We start from the raw sequence: 25,476 nt of genomic DNA on the forward strand, positions 1-25,476 counted from the left end.
GGAGGAAGGATACAATGGGGAAGGAAAGTATCAAGCTGGTGGCCAACAACAAGAAGGCTTACCACGACTATTTTATCGACGATAAATTTGAGGCGGGCATCGAGCTGTTCGGCACGGAGGTGAAGTCCATCCGCATGGGCAAATGCAGCGTCAAGGAGGCCTTTGTGAAGATCGACAAGGGCGAGGTGTTCGTCTACGGCATGCACGTAAGCCCCTACGAGAAGGGAAATATCTTCAACAAGGACCCGCTGCGGGTGCGAAAGCTCTTACTTCACCGCAGCGAGATCATGAAGCTGAACGGCAAGATCACCCAGAAGGGCTACACCCTGGTGCCGCTGCAGGTGTATTTTAAGGGCAGCCTGGTGAAGGTGGAGATCGGCCTGGCCCGGGGCAAGAAGCTCTACGACAAGCGGGCGGACCTGGCCAAGAAGGATCAGCGGCGGGAGCTGGAGAAGGATTTTAAGGTGAAAAATCTATATTGAGCTGTGTTTTCGAGCCTGTCGGCTGGCAGGCGGGGCAATCTGCCTCGTCTAAGGATTGACAGGCTCGTTAATTGTTTAATTTGCACAAATAATGTTGACTTTGGATTGGGGATTTAGTATGCTTTGGTTAAGGAAGGAGGTAACGAGATGACAAGAAAGAGTGATCTGCCGCTTTTGCTTCTGGACAACAGCAGCGTGATGACTGCGATGAACCAGGGCGAGTACAAGTGCACGAATCTGAGCTTCGAGGAGGCGAGATCGATTCTGGAGCTGTACGGGGATGATGTGATCTGCGGATTTACCAACCCGGCCATCGAGTCGATCATCTTTGAGCATCTGGGCATCAGCAGCCGGCATTATCCGTACAAGAGCATCCGGAACATGCGGCCCAACCAGGACGCTATCGCGTTCAAGCTCTATGTGACACCGTCGGAGACACAGCCGATCATTGAAGTTGAGGGAGTGGAGGCAAAGAAGATTCAGAATGTGTATGTATACTGTCAATTCGTCAACCGGAAACCGGAAGCATAATACAGGCGGAGACGGCCGTCCGTCATAATCCCCCGGAAGCAGAAGGGCAGACCTTCGCGCCGGGGGATTTTTGTCTGTGTTCAGCTGTATGAAAAAGACCGGCTGCCGCGGGGCTGCGGGCTTATTGCCCGGCAGGCCGGGATTCGGAGGCTGACTCCTGCTGCCCCTGCTGTAAACCTTCCAGAATTCCCTTCATCTGGGAGATCTCCACCTCCTGCTGCTCGATGATGGCGTTGGCCAACTGGGTGACCTCCTCGTCGTCCGTGTACTCCAGAATGGACCGGGCCATGTCCACGGCCATCTGATGGTGCATCATCATACCCTCGGCAAAGGCTTCGTCCACGGTGGCCGGGCTGGAATCGGGCATGTGGTGGCCGTGAGCGCCGTCCTCGAACATCTTGTCGTATTCCTGGCGGTAAGCCTTGGCCTGGTCCTCGTTGTGGGTGCCTTTTTCCTTCAGACTGCCGGCCATCTTTTCCATCTGGTCGATTTCTTCCCGCTGGACCTCGATGATATTCTCAGCCAGCTCTTTTAACTCCTTGTTTTCACCGCCGTATTTGAGGTAGGACTCCGCCATGTCCACGGCGGCCTGGTGGTGGGGGATCATCCCGGTGAGAAAGTCCACGGAGGCGCTGCCGGATTCCGGGATCCCCTGCATGCCGGTCATCATCTGATCCATCTGCCGATCCTGGTCCGCCAGGTAACTGTTTAAGTTCTGGTCTGCCGAAGCGCTGTGGCCGTCCATGTTGTGGCCGCTGTGGCTGTCTGCGGATTCGGAGGTCCCCTGTGCGGCAGAGCTTGCGCTTTCGGACGCGCCGGAGGAGGAAGCGGTGGATTCGGCGGTGGAATCCTGTCCGGAGCTTCCCGGATTTCCTGCTGAGAACATGATCCAGATCAGCAGCAGCGCCAGCACGACGATGGCCCCAATGGCCCAGTATCTTGAATTTTTGCTCATAATACATTTTCCCTTCTGCGTTTTATGATAGTTTGCATGGGATTAGTATTGGGAGTTATTAACAATTTCATACATGGAAGAAATGGAAGGATTTTAGACAAGAAAAAAACAACCGGCAGATACCGATTGTTTTCCTTTATGACCTGACCGGGAATCGAACCCGGGTTTACGCCGTGAGAGGGCGTCGTCTTAGCCGCTTGACCATCAGGCCTTTGTTTTTCTGTCTCATCTCCGACAGCTCGTTTATAATACCATATGTTTTTGGGTTTGTCTATAGTTTTTTGAAAAAAATTTAAAAAAATTATTTTGGAAAAAGTAACCGTTCAGACGGCTCATCTTCTTGACCGAAAAAGACCGGCGGGGAAGCATCGGATGTCCATCCGATGTGAAAATTGACACAAAAACCCGCTTACAAGCGAGCTTGACGCGGCTTTCCGCGCCAATTTTCCCGCCGTCTGAACGGTTACCTAAAAAAAGTGGATGATGGGAATCATTATTGTTGTCAAAATCTGCCGCTTTACGGTATAATAGGGAAGTGGTAAGGCAGCGGAAACACAAGAGGGGGACAAATGATGCATTGGGCGTTTGAGGGAGAGTATATCGCGTGTATTATCATTCTGATATTGGCTCTGTACTCCAGGGAGCGCGTATCCCATGTGGAACAGCAGAATGCGCTGTTCTATGAATGCCTGTCCGTCTCGTTCTGCTCGATTGTCATCAATATCGCCGCCATCTGGCTGATGGGGCGGCCCGGATTGGCGCCGTACTGGCTTTTATATCTGTTGAATATTCTGTATTTTGTCTCCATGGCCGCGGTGGAATTTCTTATGGCGCGGTATTACCTGTTGCTGATTCATCGAAACAGCGCGGACAAGCGCTGCTACTACCGGGCGGAGAAGGTCTCGGGCGGACTTTTGATCCTGTACCTGGCCGTGGCGGCATTTAACATGCGCACCGGGATCATTTTCACCCTCGGAGCGGACGGGTCCTACGTCAGGGGGCCCGGCAACCGGCTGATCTACGCCCTGTTTCTGATCTACTGGCTGATGGTGCTGGTCTGCTTTGTGCGGCAGCGCCGTTACGTGGACCGTTCCATGCGCCAGGTCATGAAACTGGCGCCGGTGATCGCCCTGTTTCTGGGAACCTTTCAGGGAATATACCCGGAGATGATCATGTCCGGAACCGTGATGGCGGTTTCCCTGCTGGTCCTCTTTATCAGTTTCCAGAGTCAGAAGATCCACACCGACGATCTGACGGGCCTGTTTACGCGGGAAGTATTTTACGACCAGATGGAACAGCGGCGCCTGGAGCGGCAGCCCTTTAAGACCGTGATCATCAGCGTGCACCAATTCAAAATGGTGAACGAGAAGTACGGCACCCGGGTGGGGGACGCGTTTTTGCGGCAGATTGCGGAATATATCAGGGAGGCCAGCGGCGAGGCGGTGGTATGCCGGTACGCGGGCGTGCGATTTGGAATTATTTTTGGGGGAATCCCCCAGCAGGAGCTGGACCGCTATCTGGCCGAGGTCCGGGAGCGGTTTGAGCGCGTGTGGATCTACGAGGGATGCCGCTGCCTGCTGCCGGTGAGTATGGCCTATATCGACCAGTATTATGAGATGGAGGATGTGGGGGAATTAAGCGCCTGCCTGGACTACGCTATCGGCATCTGCAAGGAGCGGGGAGGCGGGAAATGCCTGTATTTCTCCCGGGAGATGTACCAGGCCTTCCGTCGCCAGAACCAGCTGGTGGACCTGATCAAGCGGGGCATGGAGGCGGAGCAGTTCTATCTGAATTTCCAGCCTGTCTACAACTGCGCCAGGGGGAAGTTCGACAGCTGTGAGGCGCTGCTGCGCTTAAAGGACGAGAACGGCAGCAACGTGTCCCCGGCTGAGTTTATCCCGCTGGCGGAAAAGCGGGGGCTGATCAATGGCCTGAGCTGGATGGTCATAGAGATGGCCTGCCGGTTTATACGGGACTACCCGGAGTACAGCGGTTCGCTGTCCATTAACTTTTCTGTTTTACAATTTCTGGAAGCTGATATGGTCCCCCGGATGATTTCCCTGACCCAGCGCTACGGGGTGTGGCCGGAGCGGCTTAAGATCGAGATTACGGAGCGGATTATCGCGGAGGACACCAGGCGGGTGCTGTCGGTCATGAACCAGCTGACCCGCGCGGGCTTCGGATTTTATCTGGACGACTTCGGAACCGGGTATTCCAGCCTGTCCTATGTGCTGACCCTGCCCTTTGAGTGCATCAAGCTGGACAAGAGCCTGGTGGACGGCATCGGGAACGAGAAGAACCGGATTTTGGTGGAGGCCATTGTCAGGTGCTTTCACGCCATCGGGGTGGAGACCATCACGGAGGGCGTGGAGAATGAGGAGCAGCGCCGGATTATGGCGGAGCTGGGCACGGACAGGATCCAGGGCTACTATTACTCCCGACCGTTGCCGGAGAAGGAATTCCTGGAGCTGATCCGCGGGCAGGGGTGAAGCGGGTGCGCGGGGTGAGATTACGGGGAATATTGTGAAAATGCTGAGATTGCGCCGAAAGGATTTGTAAATAGTGCACAAAAATGCTAAAAAATCTTGAGATATTTGCTAGTGGACTAATTAATTTTTAGGCGCTATAATAGTAACAACTTAATAAGTCGTTTACCAATATGTATATCCTGGGGATTGGCCCAGAGTCTCTACCAACTACCGAAAAGAGTTGACTACATAGTTTATGTAGCCAGCTCTTTTTTTCGTTGAATGCAATGGGCCGCAGGTGCAGATTGCGGGCGATTGCTCCATTGAACGCTGAAAATGAACGGCGCATCGGGAAAAATACGGTATGGGAAGAGTCTGCCGGACTTGCAGAAGAGATGATCGGAAGCGGGGACGGGCGGACTTTTTGATTGGGTGCGGATCGCTTTGGCGGCCGCGCCGGGGCTGGCTGCGGGAACATGAAGTGACGGCAAATCAGGCAAGGAGGAAGCATAGAATGAAGATTGTAGGCCAGGAATTGAAACGGGTCGACGCTTATGGCAAAGTGACCGGAGAAGCGAAGTACACCGCGGATTTGGAACCGAGGGACATTCTCCACGGAAAGGTGGTGCACGCCACCATCGCCAACGGCCGGGTCAAGAGCTTTGACCTGACCGAGGCCATGAAGGTGCCGGGGGTGGTGAAGATCGTCACCTGCTTTGACGCTCCGGACTGCCAGTTCCCAACCGCGGGCCATCCGTGGAGCGTGGAGTCGAAGCACCAGGACATCTGCGACCGGCGGGTTTTGAACGAGCGCGTCCGTCTGTACGGGGACGACATCGCGGCCGTGGTGGCGGAGAACGAGGTGGCGGCGGCCCAGGCAGCCCGGCTGATCAAGGTGGAGTACGAGGAGTATGAGCCCATCGTCACCGTGGAGGCGGCCATGGCGGAGGGAGCTACTCCGCTGCACCCGGATTTGCGCAAGGATAACGTGATCGTGCACTCCCACATGACCATGGGGGACAGCGATTTTACCTTTGACAAGGGAATTTTGGCGGCCAGAGAGATGTACCCGGGCGAGGAGCTGATCGCGGTGGAGGAGGAGTACGATACGCCCCGCATCTCCCACTGCCACATCGAGCTGCCGGTGTCCTGGGCGTATGTGGACACCAACGGTAAGGTTACCGTGGTGTGTTCCACCCAGATTCCGCACATTGTCCGGCGCTGTACGGCTCAGGCTTTGGGGATTCCGGTGGGCCAGGTCCGCATCATTAAACCCTACATAGGCGGCGGCTTCGGAAACAAGCAGGATGTGCTCTATGAGCCCCTGAACGCCTTTTTGAGCATGTCCGTGGGCGGACGGCCCGTCCGGCTGGAAATCAGCCGCGAGGAGACCATTTCCGGCACCCGCACCCGCCATGCCATCAAGGGAAAATGTAAGGGCCTGATGACAAAGGACGGGCGCATACTGGCCAGGAAGATCGATGCGTTCGCCAACAACGGCGCTTATGCCTCCCACGGCCACGCCATCTGCGCAAACTGCGGCAACGTGTTCAAGGACCTGTACCGGGATGAGCTGGGCTGCGAGGTGGACTGCTGGACCGTCTACACCTCATCGCCCACCGCGGGAGCCATGAGAGGTTACGGCATCCCCCAGGCCGTCTGGTTTGCGGAATGCCTCACCGACGATCTGGCGGATCGGATCGGCATGGATCCCTGCGAGTTCCGGCTGAAAAACTGCATGGAGGAGGGGTTTGTGGACCCGGCCAACGGGATCACCTTCCACTCCTACGGTCTGAAGCGGTGTATCGAGGAGGGAAAATCATACATCCGCTGGGATGAAAAGTGGAAACAATACCGCAATCAGACCGGCCCGGTGCGAAAAGGCGTGGGTATGGCGATTTTCTGTTATAAGACGGGCGTGCATCCCATTTCCCTGGAGACCAGCTCCGCCCGTATGGTGCTGAACCAGGACGGCTCCATGCAGCTGTGCATGGGCGCTACCGAGATCGGACAGGGCGCGGACACCGTGTTCTCCCAGATGGCCTCCGAGACCACGGGCATTTCCTTTGACAAGGTTTACATCGTGTCCACCCAGGACACGGACACCACCCCCTTTGACACGGGCGCTTACGCCTCCCGCCAGACCTACGTTTCCGGCATGGCCTGCAAAAAGTGCGGGGAGGAGTTTCGCGGCAAGATTCTGGAGTACGCGGCCTACATGCTGAATCACGACCTGACCGACCTGTCCAAGACCGTTTACGCGGACCAGGTGAAGGAGGCTGCGGGCAGGCTGCGCGAGGCCCTGGGGCTTGGAGCGGACGAGGACGTGACTGCGGAGATGCTGGACATTGTGGACAGCAAGGTCGTGGTGAGCGGCGGGGATCCGGTGCTCTTTGACGTGGCCGTGGTGGCGGACACCGCCTTCTATTCCCTGGACCGCTCCGTGCACATTACGGCGGAGGTCACCAACCACTGCAAGGACAACACCTTCTCCTCCGGCTGCTGCTTCGTGGAGGTCGAGGTGGATATGCCCCTTGGCCTGGTGACGATGAAGGACATTGTCAACGTCCACGACTCCGGCGTGCTGATCAATCCCAAGACCGCGGCCGCGCAGGTTCACGGCGGCATGAGCATGGGACTGGGTTACGGGCTTTCGGAGGAGCTTCTGGTGGATGAGAAGACCGGAAAGACTCTGAATAACAACCTGTTGGATTACAAGATTCCCACGGCCATGGATACCCCGGAGCTGAACGTGCGGTTTATCCAGCTGGATGACCCCACCGGCCCTTACGGAAACAAATCCCTGGGAGAGCCGCCGGCCATTCCCGTGGCTCCGGCCATCCGGAACGCGATTTTAAACGCCACCGGCGTACATATGAATATGACACCCATGACAGCCCAGCGGCTGATTGCAAAATTCAAAGAAAAAGGTCTGATATAAGGAGAAGGTTCTATGTTTGACATCAAATCATTTTACGAGGCAAAGAGCGTTGCGGACGCCGTGGACGCCCTTGTGAAGGATCCGGATGCCGAGATCATAAGCGGCGGTACGGACGTGCTGATCCGGGTGCGGGAGGGCAAGGATGCGGGCCGCTCCGTGGTTTCCATCCACAATCTTCCGGAACTCAAAGGCGTGAAGCTGCTGGAAAACGGCGATCTGTGGATCGGTGCGGGCACATCGTTCTCCCACATCACCAACGATCCGCTGATCCAGAAATACATCCCCATGCTGGGGGAGGCGGTGGACCAGGTGGGCGGACCCCAGATCCGCAACACCGGCACCATCGGCGGGAATATCTGTAACGGCGCAACCTCGGCGGACTCCGCCTCCACCATGTGGACGCTGGAGGCAGTGGCGGTCCTGGAGGGACCGGAGGGAGAGCGCCGGGTTCCGGTAAGCGGGTTTTACACAGGCCCCGGCCGGACCGTGCGGGAGCGCACCGAGGTCTGTAAGTATTTCCTGATTCCCAGGGAGAGCTATGAGGGATGGGCCGGACATTATATCAAGTACGGCAAGCGCAAGGCTATGGAGATCGCCACCCTGGGCTGCGCCGTGCGGGTGAAGCTGTCAGAGGACAAAACGCGGGTGGAGGACGTGCGCCTGGGCTACGGAGTGGCCGGCCCCACGCCTCTGCGCTGCCGGAAGGCGGAGGAAGGCTTAAAGGGCTGCGCGGTTGCGGATCAGGAGGCCGTGGCGGCATTTGCCAAGGCGGCCCTGGACGAGGTGAATCCGCGTTCTTCCTGGAGAGCGTCCAAGGAATTTCGTTTACAGCTCATTGAGGAGCTGGCAAAGCGTGCATTTTATGAGGCGGTAAGAAAAGCGGGAGGTGAGGTCAATGCTTAACATCGTACATATGAAAGTAAACGGCAAGGAAGTGGAGCTGGCGGTGGATGAGCGGGAGTCCCTGTTGGACACCCTGCGCAACCGCCTGGGTCTGACCAGCGTGAAGAAGGGCTGCGAGGTGGGCGAGTGCGGCGCGTGTACCGTTCTGGTGAACGGGGAAGCCATTGACAGCTGCATCTATCTGACCATGTGGGCGGACGGAAAGAGCGTGATGACCGTGGAGGGCTTAAAGGGGCCGAACGGGGAGCTTTCCCCCATCCAGAAGGCCTTTATCGAGGAGGCGGCGGTACAGTGCGGATTCTGTACGCCGGGCCTGATCATGAGCGCGGTGGAGATCGTTGGCACGGGCAAGAAGTACAACCGGGAGGAGCTTAAGAAATTGATTTCCGGCCATCTGTGCCGGTGCACGGGGTATGAGAATATCTTAAACGCCATGGAGCGGATTGTGGAGGAGGTTTACCGGACCAGCCATCCAGAGGAGGCGTAAGCCGGAAACGACAGGGGCCGCAAGCAGCGTAAGCGGCCCGTTGAATGGAAAAAACAAAATCAGGGGGTAGTAAATCATGAACAGCAATGCGAATTGCAGTATCAATAACATCTACCGGCTGGAGGGCAGAGTGCCGCTGGGGAAAGCGATTCCCTTCGGACTCCAGCATATCTTGGCCATGTTCGTCTCGAACCTGGCGCCGATCACCATTATCGCCGGGGCGGCCCAGCCCGCGCTGAGCCAGGCCCAGACCGCGATTCTGCTTCAGAACGCCATGTTCGTCGCGGGTATCGCCACGCTGATTCAGCTGTATCCGATCTGGAGAATCGGTTCCAGGCTGCCGGTGGTCATGGGCGTCAGCTTTACCTTCGTCACCGTGCTCAGCACCATCGCCGCCAACTACGGTTATCCGGCTGTAGTGGGAGCGGTGCTGGTGGGCGGCCTCTTCGAGGGAACGCTGGGTCTGCTGGCAAAATACTGGCGCAAAATCATCACGCCCATCGTGGCGGCCTCGGTGGTGACGGCCATCGGATTTTCCCTCTTTACGGTGGGCACGCGGTCCTTCGGCGGCGGTTACGCGGAGGATTTCGGCTCTGCCCAGAACCTGATCCTGGGCACGGTCACACTGCTCACCTGCCTGCTGTGGAATATCTTTGCGAAAGGGTATTTAAAGCAGCTCTCCGTGCTGGCCGGACTGATCGTGGGTTACGCGCTGGCTATTGTCATGGGGAAGGTGGATTTAAGCCTGATCATGTCCGGCGGCGTGATCGCCTTTCCAAAGCTTCTGCCCTTTATGCCGGAGTTCCACGCCGGAGCGATTATCTCGGCCTGTATCATTTTCCTGGTGTCCGCGGCTGAGACCATCGGAGATACCTCGGCGCTGGTGTCCGGCGGCCTGAACCGGGAAATCACCGGCAAGGAGATTTCAGGGTCCCTGGCCTGCGACGGTTATGCCTCGGCCATGTCCACCCTGTTCGGCTGCCCGCCTGTGACCTCCTTCTCCCAGAACGTGGGCCTGATCGCCATGACAAAGGTGGTCAACCGGTTCACGATCATGACGGGAGCGGCCTGCATGATTCTGGCCGGACTGCTGCCTCCTGTGGGAAACTTTTTCGCTTCCCTGCCCCAGTCGGTTCTGGGCGGCTGTACGATTATGATGTTCGGTTCCATTTTGACCTCCGGAATCCAGATGATCGCCAAGTGCGGATTTTCACAGCGCAACATCGTGATCGCCTCCCTGTCCCTGTCCATCGGCATCGGCTTTACCACGGCCAGCGAGATCGGAATCTGGGATATCTTCCCGCCCCTGGTGCAGTCGGTGTTCTCTGCCAACGTGGTGGCGGTGGTGTTTGTGGTGGCGGTGTTCTTAAGCCTGGTGCTGCCGAAGGATATGGATATCAAGATGCTGGAGGACGGCGGGAGCGCGCAGTAGGCGTGCCGCCGGTCCTTGTATGGAAAATGCCTGTGGGTTGGTTCCCGCAGGCTTTTTCCGATTTTGGACCCGTTGAAATAATCATACCCCTGTGATAAAATGGAAATAAATTGGGAGAAAAGCGCAGTGCGGGCTGTGGGGGTACGGGCGGATGAAACGTGGGGGTAAAAAGAGTTTTAGAATCGGCTGTGAGATATTTTTCCTGGCGGCGAATCTGATGGTCATTCTGCTGATCGGCAGGAGAGAGTCCCTTTGGATCGACAGAAGCCTGTCCGGGCACGGCCGGGAGGCGGTCAGCCAGGTGGAGGGAGTGATGGAAAACTATGTGCACTCCTTCAAATTGTTCGCTCATATGCTGGCCGGGCAGATAAAGGATCATCCGGACCCGGATGAAATTTGGGATTATCTGAAACAGGCGGATTCCCGGCTGCTGGAGATTGAGGGGGATACTTTTGACGGGCTTTATCTGTATTACGAAGGCCGCTATCTCTACAGCTGGGATACCCCCTATTCCGTGTACGAGGGCACCGGCTACGACGTGACGGAGCGGCCCTGGTACCGGGATGCGGCGGCGGGGGCCGGACGGATTGTGTTTACGCCGCCCTATATGAGCTACGCCAACCACTATATCCTTTCCACCGTCTCCCAGCTCCAGCCCGACGGCGAGACGGTGTTCGCCTACGACATACGCCTGGGCGATATCCAGGAGGCGGTCCGCTCCCTGCAGGCCTATGAGAATGAAGAACTGCTGGTATTTGACGACAACGGAACAGTGATTGGAAGCCTGAATGAGGATTACCTGGGCGGCAGCCTCTACGCATCGCCGGAGGAGACCGGGCGATCCATAGAGGAGGCAAAAGCCGCGCTTGCGGCCGCGGAGGAGTCGGGGGCGCTGGACGGGCAGTTGGAGAAGCTGAAAGCCCGGGTGGAAGCCGCATTGGCATTTGACCATTTCCACAGAAGCCTCGGGGGCGGCGTTTCAGATCTGCTCGGGCAGGACGGGACGGTTCTCAGGGTGAATGCGGGGGGAAGGAGCTGCTACGGCTATCTGCACCGGGGCCAGTCCTTACACACGCTGATCCTGGTCCCCACCGCGTCCATGCTCAAGGCCACGGTCTCCGTCTGGCTGGTGCCGTTGCTGCTGGTAGAACTGTTTCTGATCTATGGGATCGGGCGGGCCGTTCAGTGGCAGAAGAATCAGGAGCTGCGGGAAGCCTATGTTCAGCTGGGTCAGACGCAGAAACGCCTGGAGATCGCTCTGATGGCGGCTCAGAAGGCGGCGGCCATCGATCATCTGACAGGGCTGATGAATTTTAAATCCTTTGAGAACGGCGTGACGGACGCGCTGGAGGCCATGGAGCCGGGGGACTGCGGAATTCTGATCATGATGGACGGAGACCACTTTAAGGCGGTCAACGACAATTACGGGCATATGGTCGGGGACGAGGTGATCAAGCTGACGGCTCAGATGATGATCGGACGGATCCGCACGGTGGACCTGGCCTCCCGGCTGCACGGAGATGAATTTTCGATCTTTATCGCCAATACGGCGGATTTCTCGGTGGCACAGCGGATTGTGGAGGATATCAACCAGACGCTGAAAGCGGAGGCGGCCAGGCGGAACATGCCGTCCATCACGCTGTCCGCCGGTGCGGTGGCCGCCCGCAGGGGAGATTCCTACGCCGCCCTGGCTAAGGCGGCGGATGAGGCGCTGTACCGGGCCAAGGAAGGGCATAACGGAGGGTTTGAGGCGGCCGGGCTGTGAGGGGACGTTACAGTGCGTATTTGCGGATGGCGAAGGCTACGCCGTCCTCCCGGTTGCTCTTGGTCTCATATTTGGCTACGGCTTTCAGGCAGTCCTGGGCGTTGCCCATGGCTACGGTCCAGCCGAATTCCGGGGTGAACATGGACAGGTCGTTGTCGCTGTCGCCCAGGACCATGATCTCTTCGGGGAGGATACCGCGTTCCCTGGCGTAGGCTTTTAAGGCCAGTCCCTTCTGGGCGCGGACGTTGGTCAGCTCGATGTCCGTGGGGAATGTGGAGGCGGTGGCGATGTCCGGGCAGGCCGAGAAGCGCTCTTTGAGGCGGACTACGGTTTCGGCGGGGATTTCGGTGCTGCCGATCTTGTAGATAACGGTCCCGGAGGGCACATCGGCCAGGGAACCGACGAAGGTGAATGCGGAAGCGAACCGGCTTACCGCCTGCTCCAGCGCGGCAGAGGGCTGTCCGGCGGCCAGGGAGCCGTCGTCAAAGAACCGGTAGATTCGCTGAAGCCGTTCCTCGCGGGGGAAGGTGCAGTAGACCCCGTTGGAGGTCATGATGTCCATGAAGATTCCGGCGTCCGTTAAAATCCGGTCGATATCCGCCAGATTTCCGGGGGTGAGGGGAATGGAGGTGCGGGCTTTTCCGTCCTCCGTGCAGATCATGGCCCCGCTCAGACAGATATAGCTGCAGCGGATGCCCGCTCCGCTTACGATGGGGTGGGCGCCGGAGTATGCTCTGCCGCTGCAGATCACAAACTCTGCGCCGCTTTGCTGCAGCTCCCGGATTGCGTTTGCATTTTCTTCCGAGATGTGGGAGAGCGGGTCTAAGAGCGTGCCGTCCATGTCGGAGGCTACCAGGCGGATTTTCATAGTTTGGATTCTCCTTTTGCAAATGATTTCTATTTACATAGTTTATAGCAAATATTGAATTTGTCAATTTCAATCGGTCCGCTGTCCGCGGTTTTGGCAGGAATTGATTGGAAACGGGCGGAATAAGGATGGGGTGGTTCTATGGTGCTTCGCTGTTTTTCAAAGGCCGATGAGGTCATTTGCCTGAATTTTTATCCGTCCCCGGCGGATGCCTGTCCAGGGGATTATTACGATACCTGCGGCGATCCGCTGACCGTCTATGAGACGGATTACAGCAGGCTGCTGCTGCCGTACCTGCGGGCGGTCCAGCCGGATTTCGACGTGTGCTGGGACAACTGGATTTCCAGGGAACAGTGGGAAGAGGTGATCCGGCAGATCGAGAGGGGGATGGGCCTTGTACGGTTCGACGACACGGTGTTCGATTTTTACACCAAATTCGTGGCCTGGATTGGGGAAGTCCTGAGGGCGGAGGAGATGGTCGTGGTGGAAGGAAATCAATAGCGGGATCCATGAGATTGGCAGGGCGCCGGAATTCCGGCGCTCTTGTTTGCATGTGATGGGCCGCTGGCGCAGCCTGGCGGCGATTGCATTGGACTGTCCACAGGCTATCCCCAGGACATCCACAGAGTTATCCACATAGTTTGCGATAAATTGGGAAAATGGACGGGGAGGTTGGGGATAAGTGCGGGTTAAACACCACGCCAGGCATTTTTTCAGACAAAGAGAATGACCAGCCGGGGGAGCTGGTCATTTCTCAAGGAGAAGGTATTTCGTTTCTTATGGGGTGTAGCAAAAACTATATAATGTATTGGGGGGTTACACTATTATAATAACACAGGGGGAGAAAAAAGTGTGCACAAAATTTATAAAAATTGGAAAAAAGCTTTGTGCATTTTGGAGGGGGTTATAAGGCGGGGGAGCGATTGTAAATTGCAAATCAAACGAATAGGCGGGAAAATTCCCGCCTCACCCCTCGTCCTGCTCGAAATCCACCAACACAATGTCCCCGTCCACGAACCCGGCGCCAAGGCCCTGGAAGGATTTTAACTGGTCCTTGCAGCGGCCGTTTTCCAGATAGGCTTCCAGCTGTGCGATAAAGTCCTCCAGGACCTGCTCCCAGGAAGCGTTCTGCTCCCAGCGCAGCAGGCTGTCCCTGGCGGCGTACACCTCGTCGCAGGCCCAGTCCGGGTCGTCGGCGTCAAAGCTGCCCGCGCCGATGAGTTCCGCGGACCAGCAGTGGTCCCCGTCGTCGTAGAGATTAAAATTTACCGCGGCGATGTCCCGGGGAAGGGGCTCCTGCAGCAGGCTGTCCAGCCATTCGGCTAATTCAAGCATTGATTGACCTCCTTTTTCGGTATTGATATCTGATTCCATTGTAGCAGAATGCGGGGGAAATACAAGCGTCCGTTCTGCCCAGGAAATCAGGCCGCGGACCCAATGTTGAGCAGAATATAAGCAGAATATAAATTTCCCGTTTCGATGGACAATAAATTGTAAAAATGATACAATTATCTTATGATTTTACCTGGAAATATATTCTGATTCCACATGGAATGGAGGGACCAATATGAAAAAGCTGAACCGGTTAATGACAGCGGCGCTTGTGATAACATGTTCCGTGAGTATGGTATCCTATGGCGGCACAGCCGCGTATCTCAAACAGAATGCGAAGGAGAGCAGCGCGGCCGCCAAGTCCACCTCCGCAGCCGGTTCTGCCGGCGAGTCCCGGACGGCGACCAAGGCGGACAAAAAGGCCCTTGCGGATGCGGGCCGGAAAACCCGGGATTTGACCAGCGTGGAAGTCCAGACCGCTGTGGATTTTGGACTGAAGGCGGGGGATGAGAGCGTCAAGCTGCTCATGATCGTCAAGGCCAAGGGGCAGGACATGGGCAAAAGCAGTATGAAATATCTGACAAGCACTCATATGGAGATGGCGGGGCAGTCGATGGATACAACCGCATTTTATACCAATGGTTATTATTACCTTGACTCAGATGGGGAGAAGCTGAAACTTGAGGTGGAGGCGTCCGAGGTTTTGGAGGTGTTTGAAAGCAACACCAACGCCGGCTGGCTGGATGGTTCCGACAGTTTTAAGGATTTAAAGGTCCGGACGGAGAAGAGCGGATCCAAAGTATATTCCTTCAGCTGCGATCCCTCCAGCGCGGGCAGCCTGATCCAGAATTTCAACGACCAGCTCGGCCTGTCGGACTCCAACATTGACATGAAGCTGCTCTATGGAACCGTTTATGTAGACTCCAGCGGCTACGTCACGCGGGAATCCCTGGATCTGAAAATGGACTTTGAAGCGGGCGGTCAGACCGCCAGCACGGATATGAAGATCGAGATCAAATTCACCAATCCCGGGAAGGCGGTCACGGTGACGCTTCCCTCCACCGCCGGATATTATTAGATCGCAGGGCGGCAGAGCGCGGGCGGAAAAGCGGGGCAAAAGCTCCGCTTTTTCGGATTGTAGGCAATCGCCCGCAGGGGAGGGCATGGTTAAAGGTCTGTTAAATTTTGTGGGATTCCCTTGTGCGTGCGTCTATTATCCCATATAATGCAGTCATAGACATATATTGGAAAAGAGGAATCGGAATCGATGAGACATGCGGCAAAAGGGGCGCGGAGATAGACGGATGAAAACAGAAGAGCGAAGAGCATTTATAATCAAATTTTTATACTACGCCATATGGCTAATGATCGCGTTTGTGATTCTGCGGTACGGCCTGCCGATGCTGACGCCGTTTGTGGCGGCGTTTGTGATTGCGTACCTGTTGAATACGCCCATCTGCTTTGCGGCGAAAAGACTGCGCCTGCCCCGGAAGGCCATGGCGATCTTCGCGGTGCTCCTGTTCTACTGCACCGTAGGCTCCCTGATCGCCCTGCTGTTCATCAAGCTGTTTTCCAGCGGGAGAGTGCTTTTTTCAAATTTACCGGCCATCTACAGCCATTACATTGAGCCGGTTTTCGCGGCTGTATTCAGAAGCATCGAACAGACGGTGCTCCGCATGGACCCGTCCCTGATCGGGACCATGGAGGAGCTGGAGGGGCATTTTGCCCAATCCGCGGGACAGATGGTTTCCAGCCTTTCCATGGACGCGGTGGGCTGGATTTCCGGGATCGCCTCGTCCCTTCCGGGGCTGTTTATCGAGCTGCTCCTTATGATTATCACCACGTTTTTTATCGCTGCGGATTACGACAAGCTGACGGGCTTCTGCCTGCGGCAGATGGGGGAGAAGCCCAAGGGCATTTTCCTGAACATACAATCCTACGTGGTGGGAACGCTGTTTGTGTGCATCCGCTCCTACGCGTTGATTATGTCCATCACCTTTGTGGAGCTGGCCGTGGGCCTGACGCTGATCGGAGTGAAGAATTCGGTGCTCATCGCCTTTGTGATCGCGGTGTTCGATATTCTTCCGGTGCTGGGTACGGGTGGGATCATGATCCCTTGGATGGTGATCACCGCGGTGATGGGGAATCCCCGGCTGGCCATCGTGCTGTTGGTGGTCTATCTGGTGATCACCGTGATCCGCAATATCATTGAACCCAAAATCGTGGGCAGCCAGATCGGCCTGCACCCGGTTGTAACCCTGGTCAGCATGTTCGCCGGGGCCCAGCTGTTCGGAGTGCTGGGGCTGTTCGGGTTTCCCATCGGACTCTCGCTGCTGGGGTATTTGAACGACACGGACACCATCCGCATTTTCAAAAAACCCGAAATGGAGTGATTGGGAAGTGCGCCGGTTTCCGCTGTGGAGTTATCAGGGGGCGGCTCCTAAACGCTGCCGGAGAATTATGTGTGATTGTTTAAGCCAGACGGGACTGCACCGGCTGGCTTTTTGCGTGATATGCCAAAAGCGGCCGCCCAATGCATTTCCTGATTGCTAATTTATGGAATCCGGTGTATGGTTGAAGGAGCGAAAATAAAGTCAGGGGAGAGATGAACCTATGATCGAGGTATTGTTTGGAGAGAGCGAAGCGGCATCCATGAAGATGGCCAAGGGCCGCGGCACGGTTGTCCGGAGTTCAGAAAAAACGGAGGAAGGGTCCGGGACATGGATCGGGGGGCATCCCGGGCAGGTGAGCTGTCTGGGCTTTATGCTGGACATCGGGGATATCAAAGAGCCGGTGGACGGACGGTACCGCCGGGATCTGATCCGGGCGATGTACGGGCAGGAGCAGTGGGGGAAGCAGGAGGAGGACGCGGACGAGCTTAAGGCAGCCGGGGACCTGTACACTGCGGAGCTGGAGCGGTTGGCTGAATACATCGGGCAGGGGGAGCCGGTCAGAATCTGGTACAGCGACAGCCCGTACTCCCGCTGCGGGTTTTATTTCCTCTGCAACTGGCTGTCCCACCGGCGCGCCGATGTGCGGACGGTCAAACTGCCGGAGTACAGGCAGTACGCCAATGCGATCAGGAGATACCGGAACTGGGGTGAGATCGGACCGGAGGAATTTGCCGGTTTCCTGTCCGGCGAGCGCCGGTTGTCCCATGAAGAGCAGCGTTTGTATGCGAACGAGTGGAGCCTCCTGGTAGAGGACAACAGCCCTCTGCGCGCGGTGATCAATGGGGAAATGACGGGCGTGCCCGAGGACTTCTACGATTTTCTGATCTGGAAACGGCTGACCGGAAAGCCGGTTAAGCAGGCCAGGCTGATCGGGGACATTTTAGGGTATGATCCCCTGGGTGTGGGAGACTGGTGGTATGCCGCCAGGATTCAGCACCATATTCTTCAGGGCAGAATCAAAGTCGTGGAGGACTCGGAGAAACTATATGCCAGAACCATTTCCCTGGCTTGAACCAGCGGGAATGAACGGAATCATTCCCACTGGCTGCGCGCCCCGGTTACATCTGGGACAGCTGTATGCGGGCGTTGTTGGAAGTGCTGAGAATGGTCAGCTGGTAGGTGCCGTTGCGGAAGACGGTTATATTGGTGTTGATAACCGGGGCGGCAAAAACTCTGCTTCGGTAAACCGTCAGCCGGTAGGTGCCGGGCATGATCTGAAGGAATCCGGAGGCGGTTCTGGGATCTAAATTGGACAGCACGAGGCGGGAATTTAGGTAGATGTCCAGCGGTTCCCGGATGGAGCTCATGTTGGAGAAACGAACCCGGGCGAATTGGGGGAACATGTTGACGCCGGGGCCAAATACACGCCAGGTCCAGTAGATCATGTTGTTGCCCGGCCGGAAGTTGCAGTTGGGGCAGTAGTTGGGGGAAACATTGGGCACGAAGCCGGGATATACGGGAGTCGGACCAGGATATACGGGAGTCGGGCCGGGAAAACGCGCCATGCGGCTGTCCACGTCCGCTGAGTTCGGCTCAAAGGGCGTGTTGTCGTCATATTCATAAGTTTCCATGAAAGGTGCACCTCTATCAGTTTTAGTGTAATGATAGTATATGGGCGGGGGCAGGCAGTTGTGCCGGGAGTGGAAAAATGGTATAATTATGGAAACGCATCACTGGTCATCAGCCTGGCGGCAGATGACAAGGTAAAATCAAGGAAACGCATCACTTATCATCAGCCTGGCGGCAGATGACAAGGTATAATTAAGCAAATACAACTCATATAATAGAAAATTACCAGCCCACGAGGAGGTAAAACGTGAAAGGCCAGATCTTTTCCTTAATCAGGACGAAATACAATACATTATCCAGTTCCCAGAAGGACGTGGCGGACTATATTCTGACGAACCCGGACAAAGTCATGATGAACACGCTGAATGAAATCGCGGCCGCGTGCCGGGTCAGCGAAACCACGGTGCTCCGGTTTCTGCATAAGCTGAACTATAATTCATACCAGCTGTTCCGCATCAATTTGACCCAGGAGCTCTCGAAAGACAATCAGGAGACTGTTTACGACGACGTGGGATTTCAGGATACGGAGGACGAGATTATCGAAAAGATCATTCACTCGACCGTGGCCTCCATCGCGGACAGCCGCCAGATCATTGACTCGGACAGCGTGAAGGACGTGGTGGGGAAGATCGCCGGAGCCAGGCGGATCGTGGTGGCGGGCGTGGGGGCCTCCGGTTTTATCGCCCAGGATCTCTACCACAAGCTGATCAAGCTGGGCCTCAACGCGGTCTGCGGCAATGATCCCCACATTATGAACATTCTGGCTACCGGCCTGGACAAAGACTCGTTCCTCATCCTGTTTTCCCACTCGGGGGAGAGCCGGGAAGTGCTGGACATGGCGGCAATCGCCAGGGAGCGCCGGTGTCAGGTCTGCGCGGTGACCAGCTACGCCAAGTCCACCCTGGCCAACCAGGCTGAGTATCTATTGTGCAGCTCCTCCAGGGAGACCATGTTTCGGTCCGACGCCATGACCTCCCGGATTGTCCAGATGGTTATTATCGACATTCTCTACGTCAGCCTCGTGATCGCGCTGGGAGACGGCATTCTGCCTCAAATCCACAGCTCCCGGCTGGCGGTGGCCAAGAATAAAATATAAAATGTGAATAAAAAAATACGAAGCGCCATACTGTTTTATCATAGTATTAACAAAACAGTGGGCGCTATTTTTATGTTAATATTCACGGAAACATATTGACAGATAAAAGGGAAAGGGGTAATATTCATCTCATGAGTAGCATTAATGCTACTAAATAATAGTTAAAAGTAGTAAAATTACTCATAAAAAGAAAGGGGAACATTATGAAGGCAATTTTATTGGGCGACGCGATGATCGGAGGAGCAGGGTTTCAGAGAGCTTGGGAGAAGCACATGGCAAGGTACGGCAGCGATCTTGTGGTGAACGATTGGGAGAAGGACTGGGGACAGCTCCAGTACAGGCGCCTTGAGGTGGAAAAGAGAGGGCCGGAGATCGAGACCGTGGATGAGACCATCCTGAAGGAGGGGCAGGACGCCCAGGCGCTCATGGGGCTGTTCGTGCCCGTGTCCAGCAAGGTGATGGACGCCATGCCGAAGCTCAGGATTGTGGGCGTTTCCAGAGCGGGACTCGAAAACGTCAATGTGGAGGAGGCCACCAGGCGCGGTATCCTGGTGTTCAACGTGCAGGGGCGCAACGCCCACGCGGTTTCCGACTTCGCGGTGGGGATGATGCTGGCGGAGTGCAGAAATATCGCCCGCGCCCATTTTGCAATCAGGAACGGGGAGTGGAGAAAGACGTTTACCAACAGCGATGTGGTCCCGGAGCTGCACGGCAGAACCGTTGGGCTGGTGGGCTTCGGCCACATCGGACGGCTGGTGGCGAAGAAGCTTTCGGGCTTCGACGTGAAGGTGGTGGTATACGATCCGTACACCCCAAAGGAGGCCATCAAAGAACTGGGAGCCGAGAAGGTGGAGCTGGAGGAGCTGTTAAAGAACAGCGATTTCGTATCCGTCCACGCCCGCCTCACATCCGAGAACAAGGGGATGATCGGCGAGCATGAGATCGGTCTGATGAAACCCACCGCCTACTTTATCAACACGGGGCGCGCGGGGCTGGTGGACCAGGATGCGCTGGCGAAAGCCCTTGGGGACAAGAAGATCATGGGCGCGGCCCTGGATGTGTTTTACACGGAGCCTCTTCCGGCGGACAGTCCGTTTATGACCCTGGACAACGTGACGCTGACCACCCACATTGCGGGAACCACCGCGGACGCCCTGTCGAACTCTCCCTTCCTGCTGATGGAGGACGTGGCAAAATTCCTGGAGGAGGGGGACAGCCGGTTCATCGTCAACCGCCAGGTGCTTCAGGACGAGGGATTTAAGGCGTGGCTTGCTTCTGTGAGACAGTAGATTCGGGAGGGATGAAACATGCTGGTAAATTTAAAATGTATTTTGGATGAGGCGTATAAAAACTACTACGCGGTGGGTTCCTTTAACGGATACAATTTCGAGACCTTTAAGGGGATTGTGGAGGCCGGAGCTGAGACTAATACCCCTGTGATCCTGGCCTTTGGAGCAAAGTATCTGCCAAATATGTCGGTGGAGACGGCGGCGGCCATGGCGAAGAGCCTGTCGGAGGAGGTATCCATTCCGGTCTGCCTCCACCTGGACCACTGCAAGGATCAGAACGTGGTGTACCGGGCCTTAAAGGCCGGTTTCGGTTCCGTGATGTACGACGGCTCGGCCCTGCCGTTTGAGGAGAATCTGCGAAACACCCTGGATGTGTGCCGGGTGGCCCACGCCTGCGGGGCTTCGGTGGAGGCGGAGCTGGGAAGCCTGGCCGCGGGCGAGCGGTCCCACGAGGGTTCCGCCGAGGATGTGGAGGCATACACGGACCCGGAGGCGGCGAAACAGTTTGTGGACGGCACGGGAGTGGACGCCCTGGCGGTGTCCGTGGGAACCGTGCACGGATTGTACAAGGGAAAACCCAACATCCGGATCGACATTCTAAACGCCATCAATGAGAAACTGAATATGCCCCTGGTGCTCCACGGCGGTTCCGGCATCCCGGAGCGGGACATTCTGGAGTGCATCCGCCATGGAATCGCCAAGATCAATGTCAACACGGAGATTTCAGTCTACGCGGTGGACCAGACCAAACTGTACCTTGAGAGCGCGGCCCCCCATTTTTCGGAGCTGTCTTTACGTCAGGTTGGCTATGTGAAGGAAATTGTCAAGAAATACATAAGCTTTTTCAGAGAGTAGCGCAGAACGTTCCCAACGGATATCGGAACTGTTACGAAACTATGGAGGAGGAAAAACAATGGGGTTAGGTCTATTATTAATTGTATTTGCAGTGTCGCTGGTGTTTGTACTGGTATCCATTATCAAGTTTAACCTGCATCCGTTTTTGTCCCTGCTGATCGGCGGACTGATCATGGGAATACTGGCCGGGCTGCCGCTCACCCAGGTGGCGGACGGCCTGGCGGCGGGGTTCGGCAGCACCATGCAGGGCATCGGAATCCTGATTATCCTGGGCGTGGGCCTGGGGCATCTCCTGCATATATCCGGCTGTACCAGCCAGATTGCGGCCGCCATGCTGAAGCTGACCGGCCAGAAGCGGGCCGGGGTGGCCGTGAACCTGACGGGCTACATCGTGTCGATCCCTGTGTTCTTTGACGCGGCCTTCGTCATTCTGGTGAACCTGGTCAAATCCCTTTCCAGAAAGGGCAAGATTCCCTTCGTTTCCCTGGTGACCGCCCTGTCCGTGGGCCTGATCGTGACCCACGCCATGGTGATTCCGACGCCCGGCCCCATTGCCGTAGCCGGGACCATGGGAGTCAACATCGGATGGTTCCTGCTCTACAGCATCGTGGTCAGCCTTCCGGCTTCCCTGGTGGGCGGCGTGCTGTACGGGAAATATCTGGGCGGAAAAGCGGAGTATGCCGACGATTTCGCCAACGCGTTTGATGACATCGAGGAGGAAGAAATCCAGGAATCCGCGGACCTTCCCTCCGGCGCCCTGGGCATTTTCCTGATCTTTCTGCCCATTATCATCATCCTGATCGGCACCATCGCTTCCATGCTGCTGGAGCCGGGTACGTCGGCTTACATATTCTTCAGCTTTATCGGAAACAAAAACATTGCACTGCTGATCGGCCTGCTTGCGGCGTTTTTCTCCCTGCGCAGGTATGTCAAGGACTCTTTTAACGACGTTGTCACGGAAGCGGCCACCCAGTCGGGCATCATTCTGGCGATCACAGGCGCTGGCGGAGCTTTCGGCGCGATCATCAACCTCACGGGAATCGGGGAGAAGCTAGTGGGCGGAATGGCCGGTATGACGGAGGGCGCGGGCATCGCCATGATCGTGGCCGCATTTGTGATCAGCCAGGTACTGCGGGCGGCCCAGGGCTCCACCACGGTGGCGCTGGTGACCACATCGGCGATTTTTGCCCCAATTTTGGCGGGAATGGCCACCGTGTCGCCGATTCTGGTATCCCTGGCTATCTGCGCCGGCGGCATCGGCCTGTCGCTGCCCAACGACTCCGGCTTCTGGGTGATCAACCGGTTCAGCAAATTCGACGTTCCGGGCACCATCAAGGTGTGGACCGTGGGCGGCACCATCGCGGGTCTGACGGCTCTGGTGATTCTGGTGGTGTTAAGCATGTTCACCGGCGTGCTGCCTGGACTTTTATAAGAAAACAGATCGACTTGGAAAAGAGGGATGGAAATGAGTTTGATTGCGTTGGATATCGGCACGTCCGGCATGAGGGCCGTGATTTACGGCCTGGATGGCAGCAGGAGGGGAACGTCCTATTTTGAATACCATTCGGACTTTCCCCAGCCGGGGTATGTGGAGCAGGAGCCCCAGTCGTGGCTGGATGCGGCGGTCATGTGCCTGAAAGGGATTTCCGGGTATTTGAAAGCCGGAGCGGATGAGCCGCAGGCAATCACGGTGACGTCCCAGCGGTCCTCGCTGATTCCCATGGGGAAGGACGGAAAACCGCTGCGTAGCGCCATCATGTGGCAGGACAAACGAACGGTAAAACAGTGCGAAGCGCTGATTGAAAAATACACGCTGCAGGGCCTCTACCGCAGGACCGGACTCAGAATCAACCCGTATTTTGTGCTTCCGAAAATTCTTTGGCTGCGGGAGAATCAGAGGGAAATCTACGACGCAGCGGACAAATTCATAGGCGTTCAGGACCTGGTGGTCCATTTCCTCACCGGGGAATATGTGACGGACCACTCCCAGGCCTGCCGCACCATGCTCATGGACATCAAGACCTTTACCTGGGACCGGGAGCTGCTGGGGGAGGCCGGAATCGGGGCGGACCGCCTGCCCCGGCTGGTTGCGCCCGGAACCGCGGCCGGTTCCCTGACAAGGGAGCTGGCGGAGTTGACCGGGCTTCCCGCAGGGCTTCCGGTGATCATCGCCGGGGGCGACCAGCAGAACGCGGCCGTGGCCCTGGGCGTGGTGAGACCCGGCGTGGCGGAGGCTAACACCGGAACGGGTTCCTTTGTGATCTGTGCGGTGGACCGCCCGGCCTTTGAGCGCAGCGCCAGGGTGCTGTGCCAGGCCTCGGCCATTGCGGGGCAGTGGATTATGGAGGCCGGAATCTTCAACACGGGCTCCACCTACCGGTGGATGAAGGAGCAGCTCTGCCCGGACCTGGACGACGATCCGGCCGCCTACGAGCGGATGAACCGGGAGGCGGAGCAGTCCCGGGTAGGGTCCAACGGCGTCATGCTGCTTCCACATTTTGAGGGGAGCGCCGCGCCCTTCTGGAATCCTGGGGCCAAGGGGATATTTTTCAACCTCTCTTTGGGCACCAAGCGGGGCGATATGATCCGGGCCATCATGGAGGGAATTGCCATTGAGATCAACGATAATGTGAGCCTGATCGAGATCACTTCCGGGAAGATCAGCACGGTGAGCGTGGCCGGAGGCATGGTCCGTTCGGATCTGTTCTGTCAGATACAGGCCGATATCTACAACAAGAAGGTGGCCCGCTACAAAAACAGCGAGGCCTCGTCCCTGGGAGCCGCCATGATCGCGGCGGTGACCCTGGGGGCCTACGGCAGCGTGGAGGAGGCGTATCACAACATGGTGTCCGACAGGCCCCGCCTCTTTGAGCCGGTCCCGGAAAACGCGGAGCACACATTGAAGCTTTTGGAGCGCAAGCATAAGCTGTACAATGCGCTGGTGGGCGGGAATGTGTATGGAAGTTTTGGGGAGCGGGTGTAAGGACCGCGTGTGATTGACAGGGCAGCGTGCCGGCCAGTGTTGAAAGGCCTCGACACTGGGCCGGAAAGGGCTGTGGATTCAGGTGTCAGCTTGGATTTTAGGGAGAATGTGCCGATTATTCCGACACATTCTTCTTTTGTGAAAAAATATGGTAAGATGAGCACATAAATACAATTAAGAACGGGGGAATGGAGAAAATGAAAGTCTATATTACCAGAGACAAGGAAGATTTTAGTCAGGTTATGGCGCAGATGATTCTCAAACACATGTATTCCGGCAAAGCCAGAGTCAATCTGTCTATCACGGCCGGTATCACACCCATCCGGGGCTATGAAATTCTAGCAGAATCCGTGCGGGGTAGAAATTATTTTGACAATGTTCATTACTATGTGTTTGACGATATTTTCATCCGTGGAGATAAGAAGGAGATCTACCGGACCACGGCCAGGGGAGAGGAGCCGAAGCTCTGGCCGGTTAAAAATCCGAACGCGGGTATTGTGAGAGAAAATCTGGATTGGAAGTATTTTGTTCCTGCCGGAGTGAAGGACGACCGGATCCACGATATTACGGAGGAAAATTATGGAGATATCGACCGTATGATCGCCCAGGCGGGAGGGCTGGACATGATCATCATGGGTCTTGGGCCGGACGGACACATTTGCGGAAATCTGCCGGGCACAGTTCCTTACTGGAATCAGGGGGCCAGGAAAGTAAGGGCGGATACGACCCCGGGAACCATGAAGATGGTGCGAAGCTGTTTGGACGAGTATCATTTGACAGACGAGTCGCTGCTGCCGGAATACTATGTCTCCTTTGGACCAAAGACTGTATTGGACGCCCGTCACGCAATTCTGATCGCCACAGGCAGCGAAAAGGCGGATATCGTGCGCAGGGTTCTGTACGATCCGGTATCCCTGGAGTTTCCCGCCTCCGTGCTGCAGCTCCACCGGGATCTCACCGTGCTGCTGGACCAGGAGGCTGCTGCAGATATTATGGATAAAATTGGAAATCAATAGGGCAAAACGGGTGGGAACAAACTTTACCGCGTGTAGTATACTGGTAAAGAA

At 56.4% G+C, this 25,476-nt stretch carries 22 protein-coding genes, 1 tRNA gene and 1 riboswitch; of the genes, 18 read left to right on the forward strand and 5 right to left on the reverse strand.

Annotation, left to right across the window (positions count from 1 at the left end; all coding sequences use genetic code 11):
• The first annotated feature begins 14 nt into the window (after positions 1-14).
• Positions 15-482 (forward strand): SsrA-binding protein SmpB, encoded by a 468-nt coding sequence (gene smpB, locus ACK2JC_RS22570; RefSeq protein WP_092369437.1) that lies wholly within the window; start codon positions 15-17, stop codon positions 480-482.
• Positions 483-629: 147 nt separating this feature from the next.
• Complete coding sequence (locus ACK2JC_RS22575; protein ID WP_092369440.1) at positions 630-1,013, forward strand: hypothetical protein; 384 nt, start codon at positions 630-632, stop codon at positions 1,011-1,013.
• A gap of 121 nt (positions 1,014-1,134) precedes the next feature.
• On the opposite strand, the gene ACK2JC_RS22580 is transcribed toward ACK2JC_RS22575, so the two are convergent.
• Entirely contained in the window at positions 1,135-1,968 is an 834-nt protein-coding gene (locus ACK2JC_RS22580; RefSeq protein WP_233460654.1) for a DUF305 domain-containing protein, read from the reverse strand.
• A gap of 139 nt (positions 1,969-2,107) precedes the next feature.
• Positions 2,108-2,179 (reverse strand) — tRNA-Glu (locus tag ACK2JC_RS22585).
• Positions 2,180-2,537: 358 nt separating this feature from the next.
• Here ACK2JC_RS22585 and ACK2JC_RS22590 point away from each other — a divergent pair.
• The 6 genes from ACK2JC_RS22590 to ACK2JC_RS22615 all read left to right on the forward strand — a co-directional run bounded on the left by ACK2JC_RS22590 (position 2,538) and on the right by ACK2JC_RS22615 (position 11,964).
• A complete protein-coding gene (locus tag ACK2JC_RS22590) occupies positions 2,538-4,457 on the forward strand; it encodes a putative bifunctional diguanylate cyclase/phosphodiesterase (RefSeq protein ID WP_320936137.1) in 1,920 nt (639 codons plus the stop codon).
• Between the two features lie 150 nt (positions 4,458-4,607).
• A riboswitch (purine riboswitch) is annotated at positions 4,608-4,704 on the forward strand.
• A gap of 246 nt (positions 4,705-4,950) precedes the next feature.
• Positions 4,951-7,377 carry a xanthine dehydrogenase subunit XdhA gene (xdhA, locus tag ACK2JC_RS22595; RefSeq protein ID WP_368271924.1) on the forward strand — a complete coding sequence of 809 codons (2,427 nt, stop codon included), beginning with the start codon at positions 4,951-4,953 and terminating at the stop codon, positions 7,375-7,377.
• Positions 7,378-7,389: 12 nt separating this feature from the next.
• On the forward strand, positions 7,390-8,280 hold the full coding sequence (xdhB, locus tag ACK2JC_RS22600; RefSeq protein WP_320936135.1) for a xanthine dehydrogenase subunit XdhB: 891 nt from the start codon (positions 7,390-7,392) through the stop codon (positions 8,278-8,280).
• A complete protein-coding gene (gene xdhC, locus ACK2JC_RS22605) occupies positions 8,273-8,767 on the forward strand; it encodes a xanthine dehydrogenase subunit XdhC (protein ID WP_092369452.1) in 495 nt (164 codons plus the stop codon). The genes xdhB and xdhC overlap by 8 nt, the downstream gene beginning before the upstream one ends.
• A gap of 76 nt (positions 8,768-8,843) precedes the next feature.
• Positions 8,844-10,199, forward strand: a complete 1,356-nt coding sequence (locus ACK2JC_RS22610; protein WP_092369455.1) for a uracil-xanthine permease family protein — start codon at positions 8,844-8,846, stop codon at positions 10,197-10,199.
• Positions 10,200-10,350: 151 nt separating this feature from the next.
• On the forward strand, positions 10,351-11,964 hold the full coding sequence (locus ACK2JC_RS22615) for a sensor domain-containing diguanylate cyclase (RefSeq protein ID WP_320936134.1): 1,614 nt from the start codon (positions 10,351-10,353) through the stop codon (positions 11,962-11,964).
• Positions 11,965-11,971: 7 nt separating this feature from the next.
• On the opposite strand, the gene ACK2JC_RS22620 is transcribed toward ACK2JC_RS22615, so the two are convergent.
• Positions 11,972-12,832: a Cof-type HAD-IIB family hydrolase gene (locus ACK2JC_RS22620; protein ID WP_092369460.1), complete on the reverse strand. Its 861-nt coding sequence runs from the start codon at positions 12,830-12,832 to the stop codon at positions 11,972-11,974.
• A 141-nt stretch (positions 12,833-12,973) separates the two neighbouring features.
• Here ACK2JC_RS22620 and ACK2JC_RS22625 point away from each other — a divergent pair, with 141 nt between their 5' ends.
• Positions 12,974-13,333 carry a hypothetical protein gene (locus ACK2JC_RS22625; protein ID WP_320936133.1) on the forward strand — a complete coding sequence of 120 codons (360 nt, stop codon included), beginning with the start codon at positions 12,974-12,976 and terminating at the stop codon, positions 13,331-13,333.
• A gap of 465 nt (positions 13,334-13,798) precedes the next feature.
• Here the strand turns inward: ACK2JC_RS22625 and ACK2JC_RS22630 are convergent, their stop codons facing one another.
• Positions 13,799-14,167: a hypothetical protein gene (locus ACK2JC_RS22630; RefSeq protein WP_320936875.1), complete on the reverse strand. Its 369-nt coding sequence runs from the start codon at positions 14,165-14,167 to the stop codon at positions 13,799-13,801.
• Between the two features lie 232 nt (positions 14,168-14,399).
• On the opposite strand from ACK2JC_RS22630, the gene ACK2JC_RS22635 reads away from it, so the two are divergent.
• From ACK2JC_RS22635 to ACK2JC_RS22645, 3 genes are all read left to right on the forward strand, one after another.
• Entirely contained in the window at positions 14,400-15,242 is an 843-nt protein-coding gene (locus ACK2JC_RS22635) for a DUF6612 family protein (protein ID WP_320936874.1), read from the forward strand.
• Positions 15,243-15,468: 226 nt separating this feature from the next.
• Complete coding sequence (gene ytvI / locus ACK2JC_RS22640; RefSeq protein ID WP_368271928.1) at positions 15,469-16,557, forward strand: sporulation integral membrane protein YtvI; 1,089 nt, start codon at positions 15,469-15,471, stop codon at positions 16,555-16,557.
• 220 nt (positions 16,558-16,777) lie between these two features.
• Positions 16,778-17,629: a DUF3658 domain-containing protein gene (locus ACK2JC_RS22645; protein WP_320936872.1), complete on the forward strand. Its 852-nt coding sequence runs from the start codon at positions 16,778-16,780 to the stop codon at positions 17,627-17,629.
• A gap of 46 nt (positions 17,630-17,675) precedes the next feature.
• On the opposite strand, the gene ACK2JC_RS22650 is transcribed toward ACK2JC_RS22645, so the two are convergent.
• Positions 17,676-18,188 (reverse strand): DUF4397 domain-containing protein, encoded by a 513-nt coding sequence (locus tag ACK2JC_RS22650; protein ID WP_320936871.1) that lies wholly within the window; start codon positions 18,186-18,188, stop codon positions 17,676-17,678.
• 245 nt (positions 18,189-18,433) lie between these two features.
• Here ACK2JC_RS22650 and ACK2JC_RS22655 point away from each other — a divergent pair, with 245 nt between their 5' ends.
• From ACK2JC_RS22655 to ACK2JC_RS22680, 6 genes are all read left to right on the forward strand, one after another.
• Entirely contained in the window at positions 18,434-19,282 is an 849-nt protein-coding gene (locus ACK2JC_RS22655) for a MurR/RpiR family transcriptional regulator (RefSeq protein ID WP_320936870.1), read from the forward strand.
• A 203-nt stretch (positions 19,283-19,485) separates the two neighbouring features.
• Complete coding sequence (locus tag ACK2JC_RS22660; protein WP_276855316.1) at positions 19,486-20,571, forward strand: 2-hydroxyacid dehydrogenase; 1,086 nt, start codon at positions 19,486-19,488, stop codon at positions 20,569-20,571.
• 18 nt (positions 20,572-20,589) lie between these two features.
• Positions 20,590-21,426, forward strand: coding sequence for a ketose-bisphosphate aldolase (locus tag ACK2JC_RS22665; RefSeq protein WP_092369506.1), 837 nt, complete (start codon positions 20,590-20,592; stop codon positions 21,424-21,426).
• Between the two features lie 58 nt (positions 21,427-21,484).
• Positions 21,485-22,858, forward strand: coding sequence for a GntP family permease (locus tag ACK2JC_RS22670; RefSeq protein WP_007714464.1), 1,374 nt, complete (start codon positions 21,485-21,487; stop codon positions 22,856-22,858).
• Positions 22,859-22,891: 33 nt separating this feature from the next.
• Positions 22,892-24,409 carry an FGGY-family carbohydrate kinase gene (locus tag ACK2JC_RS22675; RefSeq protein ID WP_320936869.1) on the forward strand — a complete coding sequence of 506 codons (1,518 nt, stop codon included), beginning with the start codon at positions 22,892-22,894 and terminating at the stop codon, positions 24,407-24,409.
• Positions 24,410-24,606: 197 nt separating this feature from the next.
• A complete protein-coding gene (locus tag ACK2JC_RS22680; protein WP_320936868.1) occupies positions 24,607-25,425 on the forward strand; it encodes a 6-phosphogluconolactonase in 819 nt (272 codons plus the stop codon).
• Positions 25,426-25,476 lie beyond the last annotated feature (51 nt).

The sequence above is a fragment of the Enterocloster lavalensis genome, from assembly GCF_046603895.1.
GTDB classification, from domain to species: domain Bacteria; phylum Bacillota; class Clostridia; order Lachnospirales; family Lachnospiraceae; genus Enterocloster; species Enterocloster lavalensis.

Coding starts and splice junctions, on each gene's coding strand:
- smpB (WP_092369437.1), top strand. CDS start 15: ATGGGGAAGGAAAGTATCAAGCTGGTGGCCAACAACAAGAAGGCTTAC.
- ACK2JC_RS22575 (WP_092369440.1), top strand. CDS start 630: ATGACAAGAAAGAGTGATCTGCCGCTTTTGCTTCTGGACAACAGCAGC.
- ACK2JC_RS22580 (WP_233460654.1), bottom strand. CDS start 1,968: ATGAGCAAAAATTCAAGATACTGGGCCATTGGGGCCATCGTCGTGCTG.
- ACK2JC_RS22590 (WP_320936137.1), top strand. CDS start 2,538: ATGATGCATTGGGCGTTTGAGGGAGAGTATATCGCGTGTATTATCATT.
- xdhA (WP_368271924.1), top strand. CDS start 4,951: ATGAAGATTGTAGGCCAGGAATTGAAACGGGTCGACGCTTATGGCAAA.
- xdhB (WP_320936135.1), top strand. CDS start 7,390: ATGTTTGACATCAAATCATTTTACGAGGCAAAGAGCGTTGCGGACGCC.
- xdhC (WP_092369452.1), top strand. CDS start 8,273: ATGCTTAACATCGTACATATGAAAGTAAACGGCAAGGAAGTGGAGCTG.
- ACK2JC_RS22610 (WP_092369455.1), top strand. CDS start 8,844: ATGAACAGCAATGCGAATTGCAGTATCAATAACATCTACCGGCTGGAG.
- ACK2JC_RS22615 (WP_320936134.1), top strand. CDS start 10,351: ATGAAACGTGGGGGTAAAAAGAGTTTTAGAATCGGCTGTGAGATATTT.
- ACK2JC_RS22620 (WP_092369460.1), bottom strand. CDS start 12,832: ATGAAAATCCGCCTGGTAGCCTCCGACATGGACGGCACGCTCTTAGAC.
- ACK2JC_RS22625 (WP_320936133.1), top strand. CDS start 12,974: ATGGTGCTTCGCTGTTTTTCAAAGGCCGATGAGGTCATTTGCCTGAAT.
- ACK2JC_RS22630 (WP_320936875.1), bottom strand. CDS start 14,167: ATGCTTGAATTAGCCGAATGGCTGGACAGCCTGCTGCAGGAGCCCCTT.
- ACK2JC_RS22635 (WP_320936874.1), top strand. CDS start 14,400: ATGAAAAAGCTGAACCGGTTAATGACAGCGGCGCTTGTGATAACATGT.
- ytvI (WP_368271928.1), top strand. CDS start 15,469: ATGAAAACAGAAGAGCGAAGAGCATTTATAATCAAATTTTTATACTAC.
- ACK2JC_RS22645 (WP_320936872.1), top strand. CDS start 16,778: ATGATCGAGGTATTGTTTGGAGAGAGCGAAGCGGCATCCATGAAGATG.
- ACK2JC_RS22650 (WP_320936871.1), bottom strand. CDS start 18,188: ATGGAAACTTATGAATATGACGACAACACGCCCTTTGAGCCGAACTCA.
- ACK2JC_RS22660 (WP_276855316.1), top strand. CDS start 19,486: ATGAAGGCAATTTTATTGGGCGACGCGATGATCGGAGGAGCAGGGTTT.
- ACK2JC_RS22665 (WP_092369506.1), top strand. CDS start 20,590: ATGCTGGTAAATTTAAAATGTATTTTGGATGAGGCGTATAAAAACTAC.
- ACK2JC_RS22670 (WP_007714464.1), top strand. CDS start 21,485: ATGGGGTTAGGTCTATTATTAATTGTATTTGCAGTGTCGCTGGTGTTT.
- ACK2JC_RS22675 (WP_320936869.1), top strand. CDS start 22,892: ATGAGTTTGATTGCGTTGGATATCGGCACGTCCGGCATGAGGGCCGTG.
- ACK2JC_RS22680 (WP_320936868.1), top strand. CDS start 24,607: ATGAAAGTCTATATTACCAGAGACAAGGAAGATTTTAGTCAGGTTATG.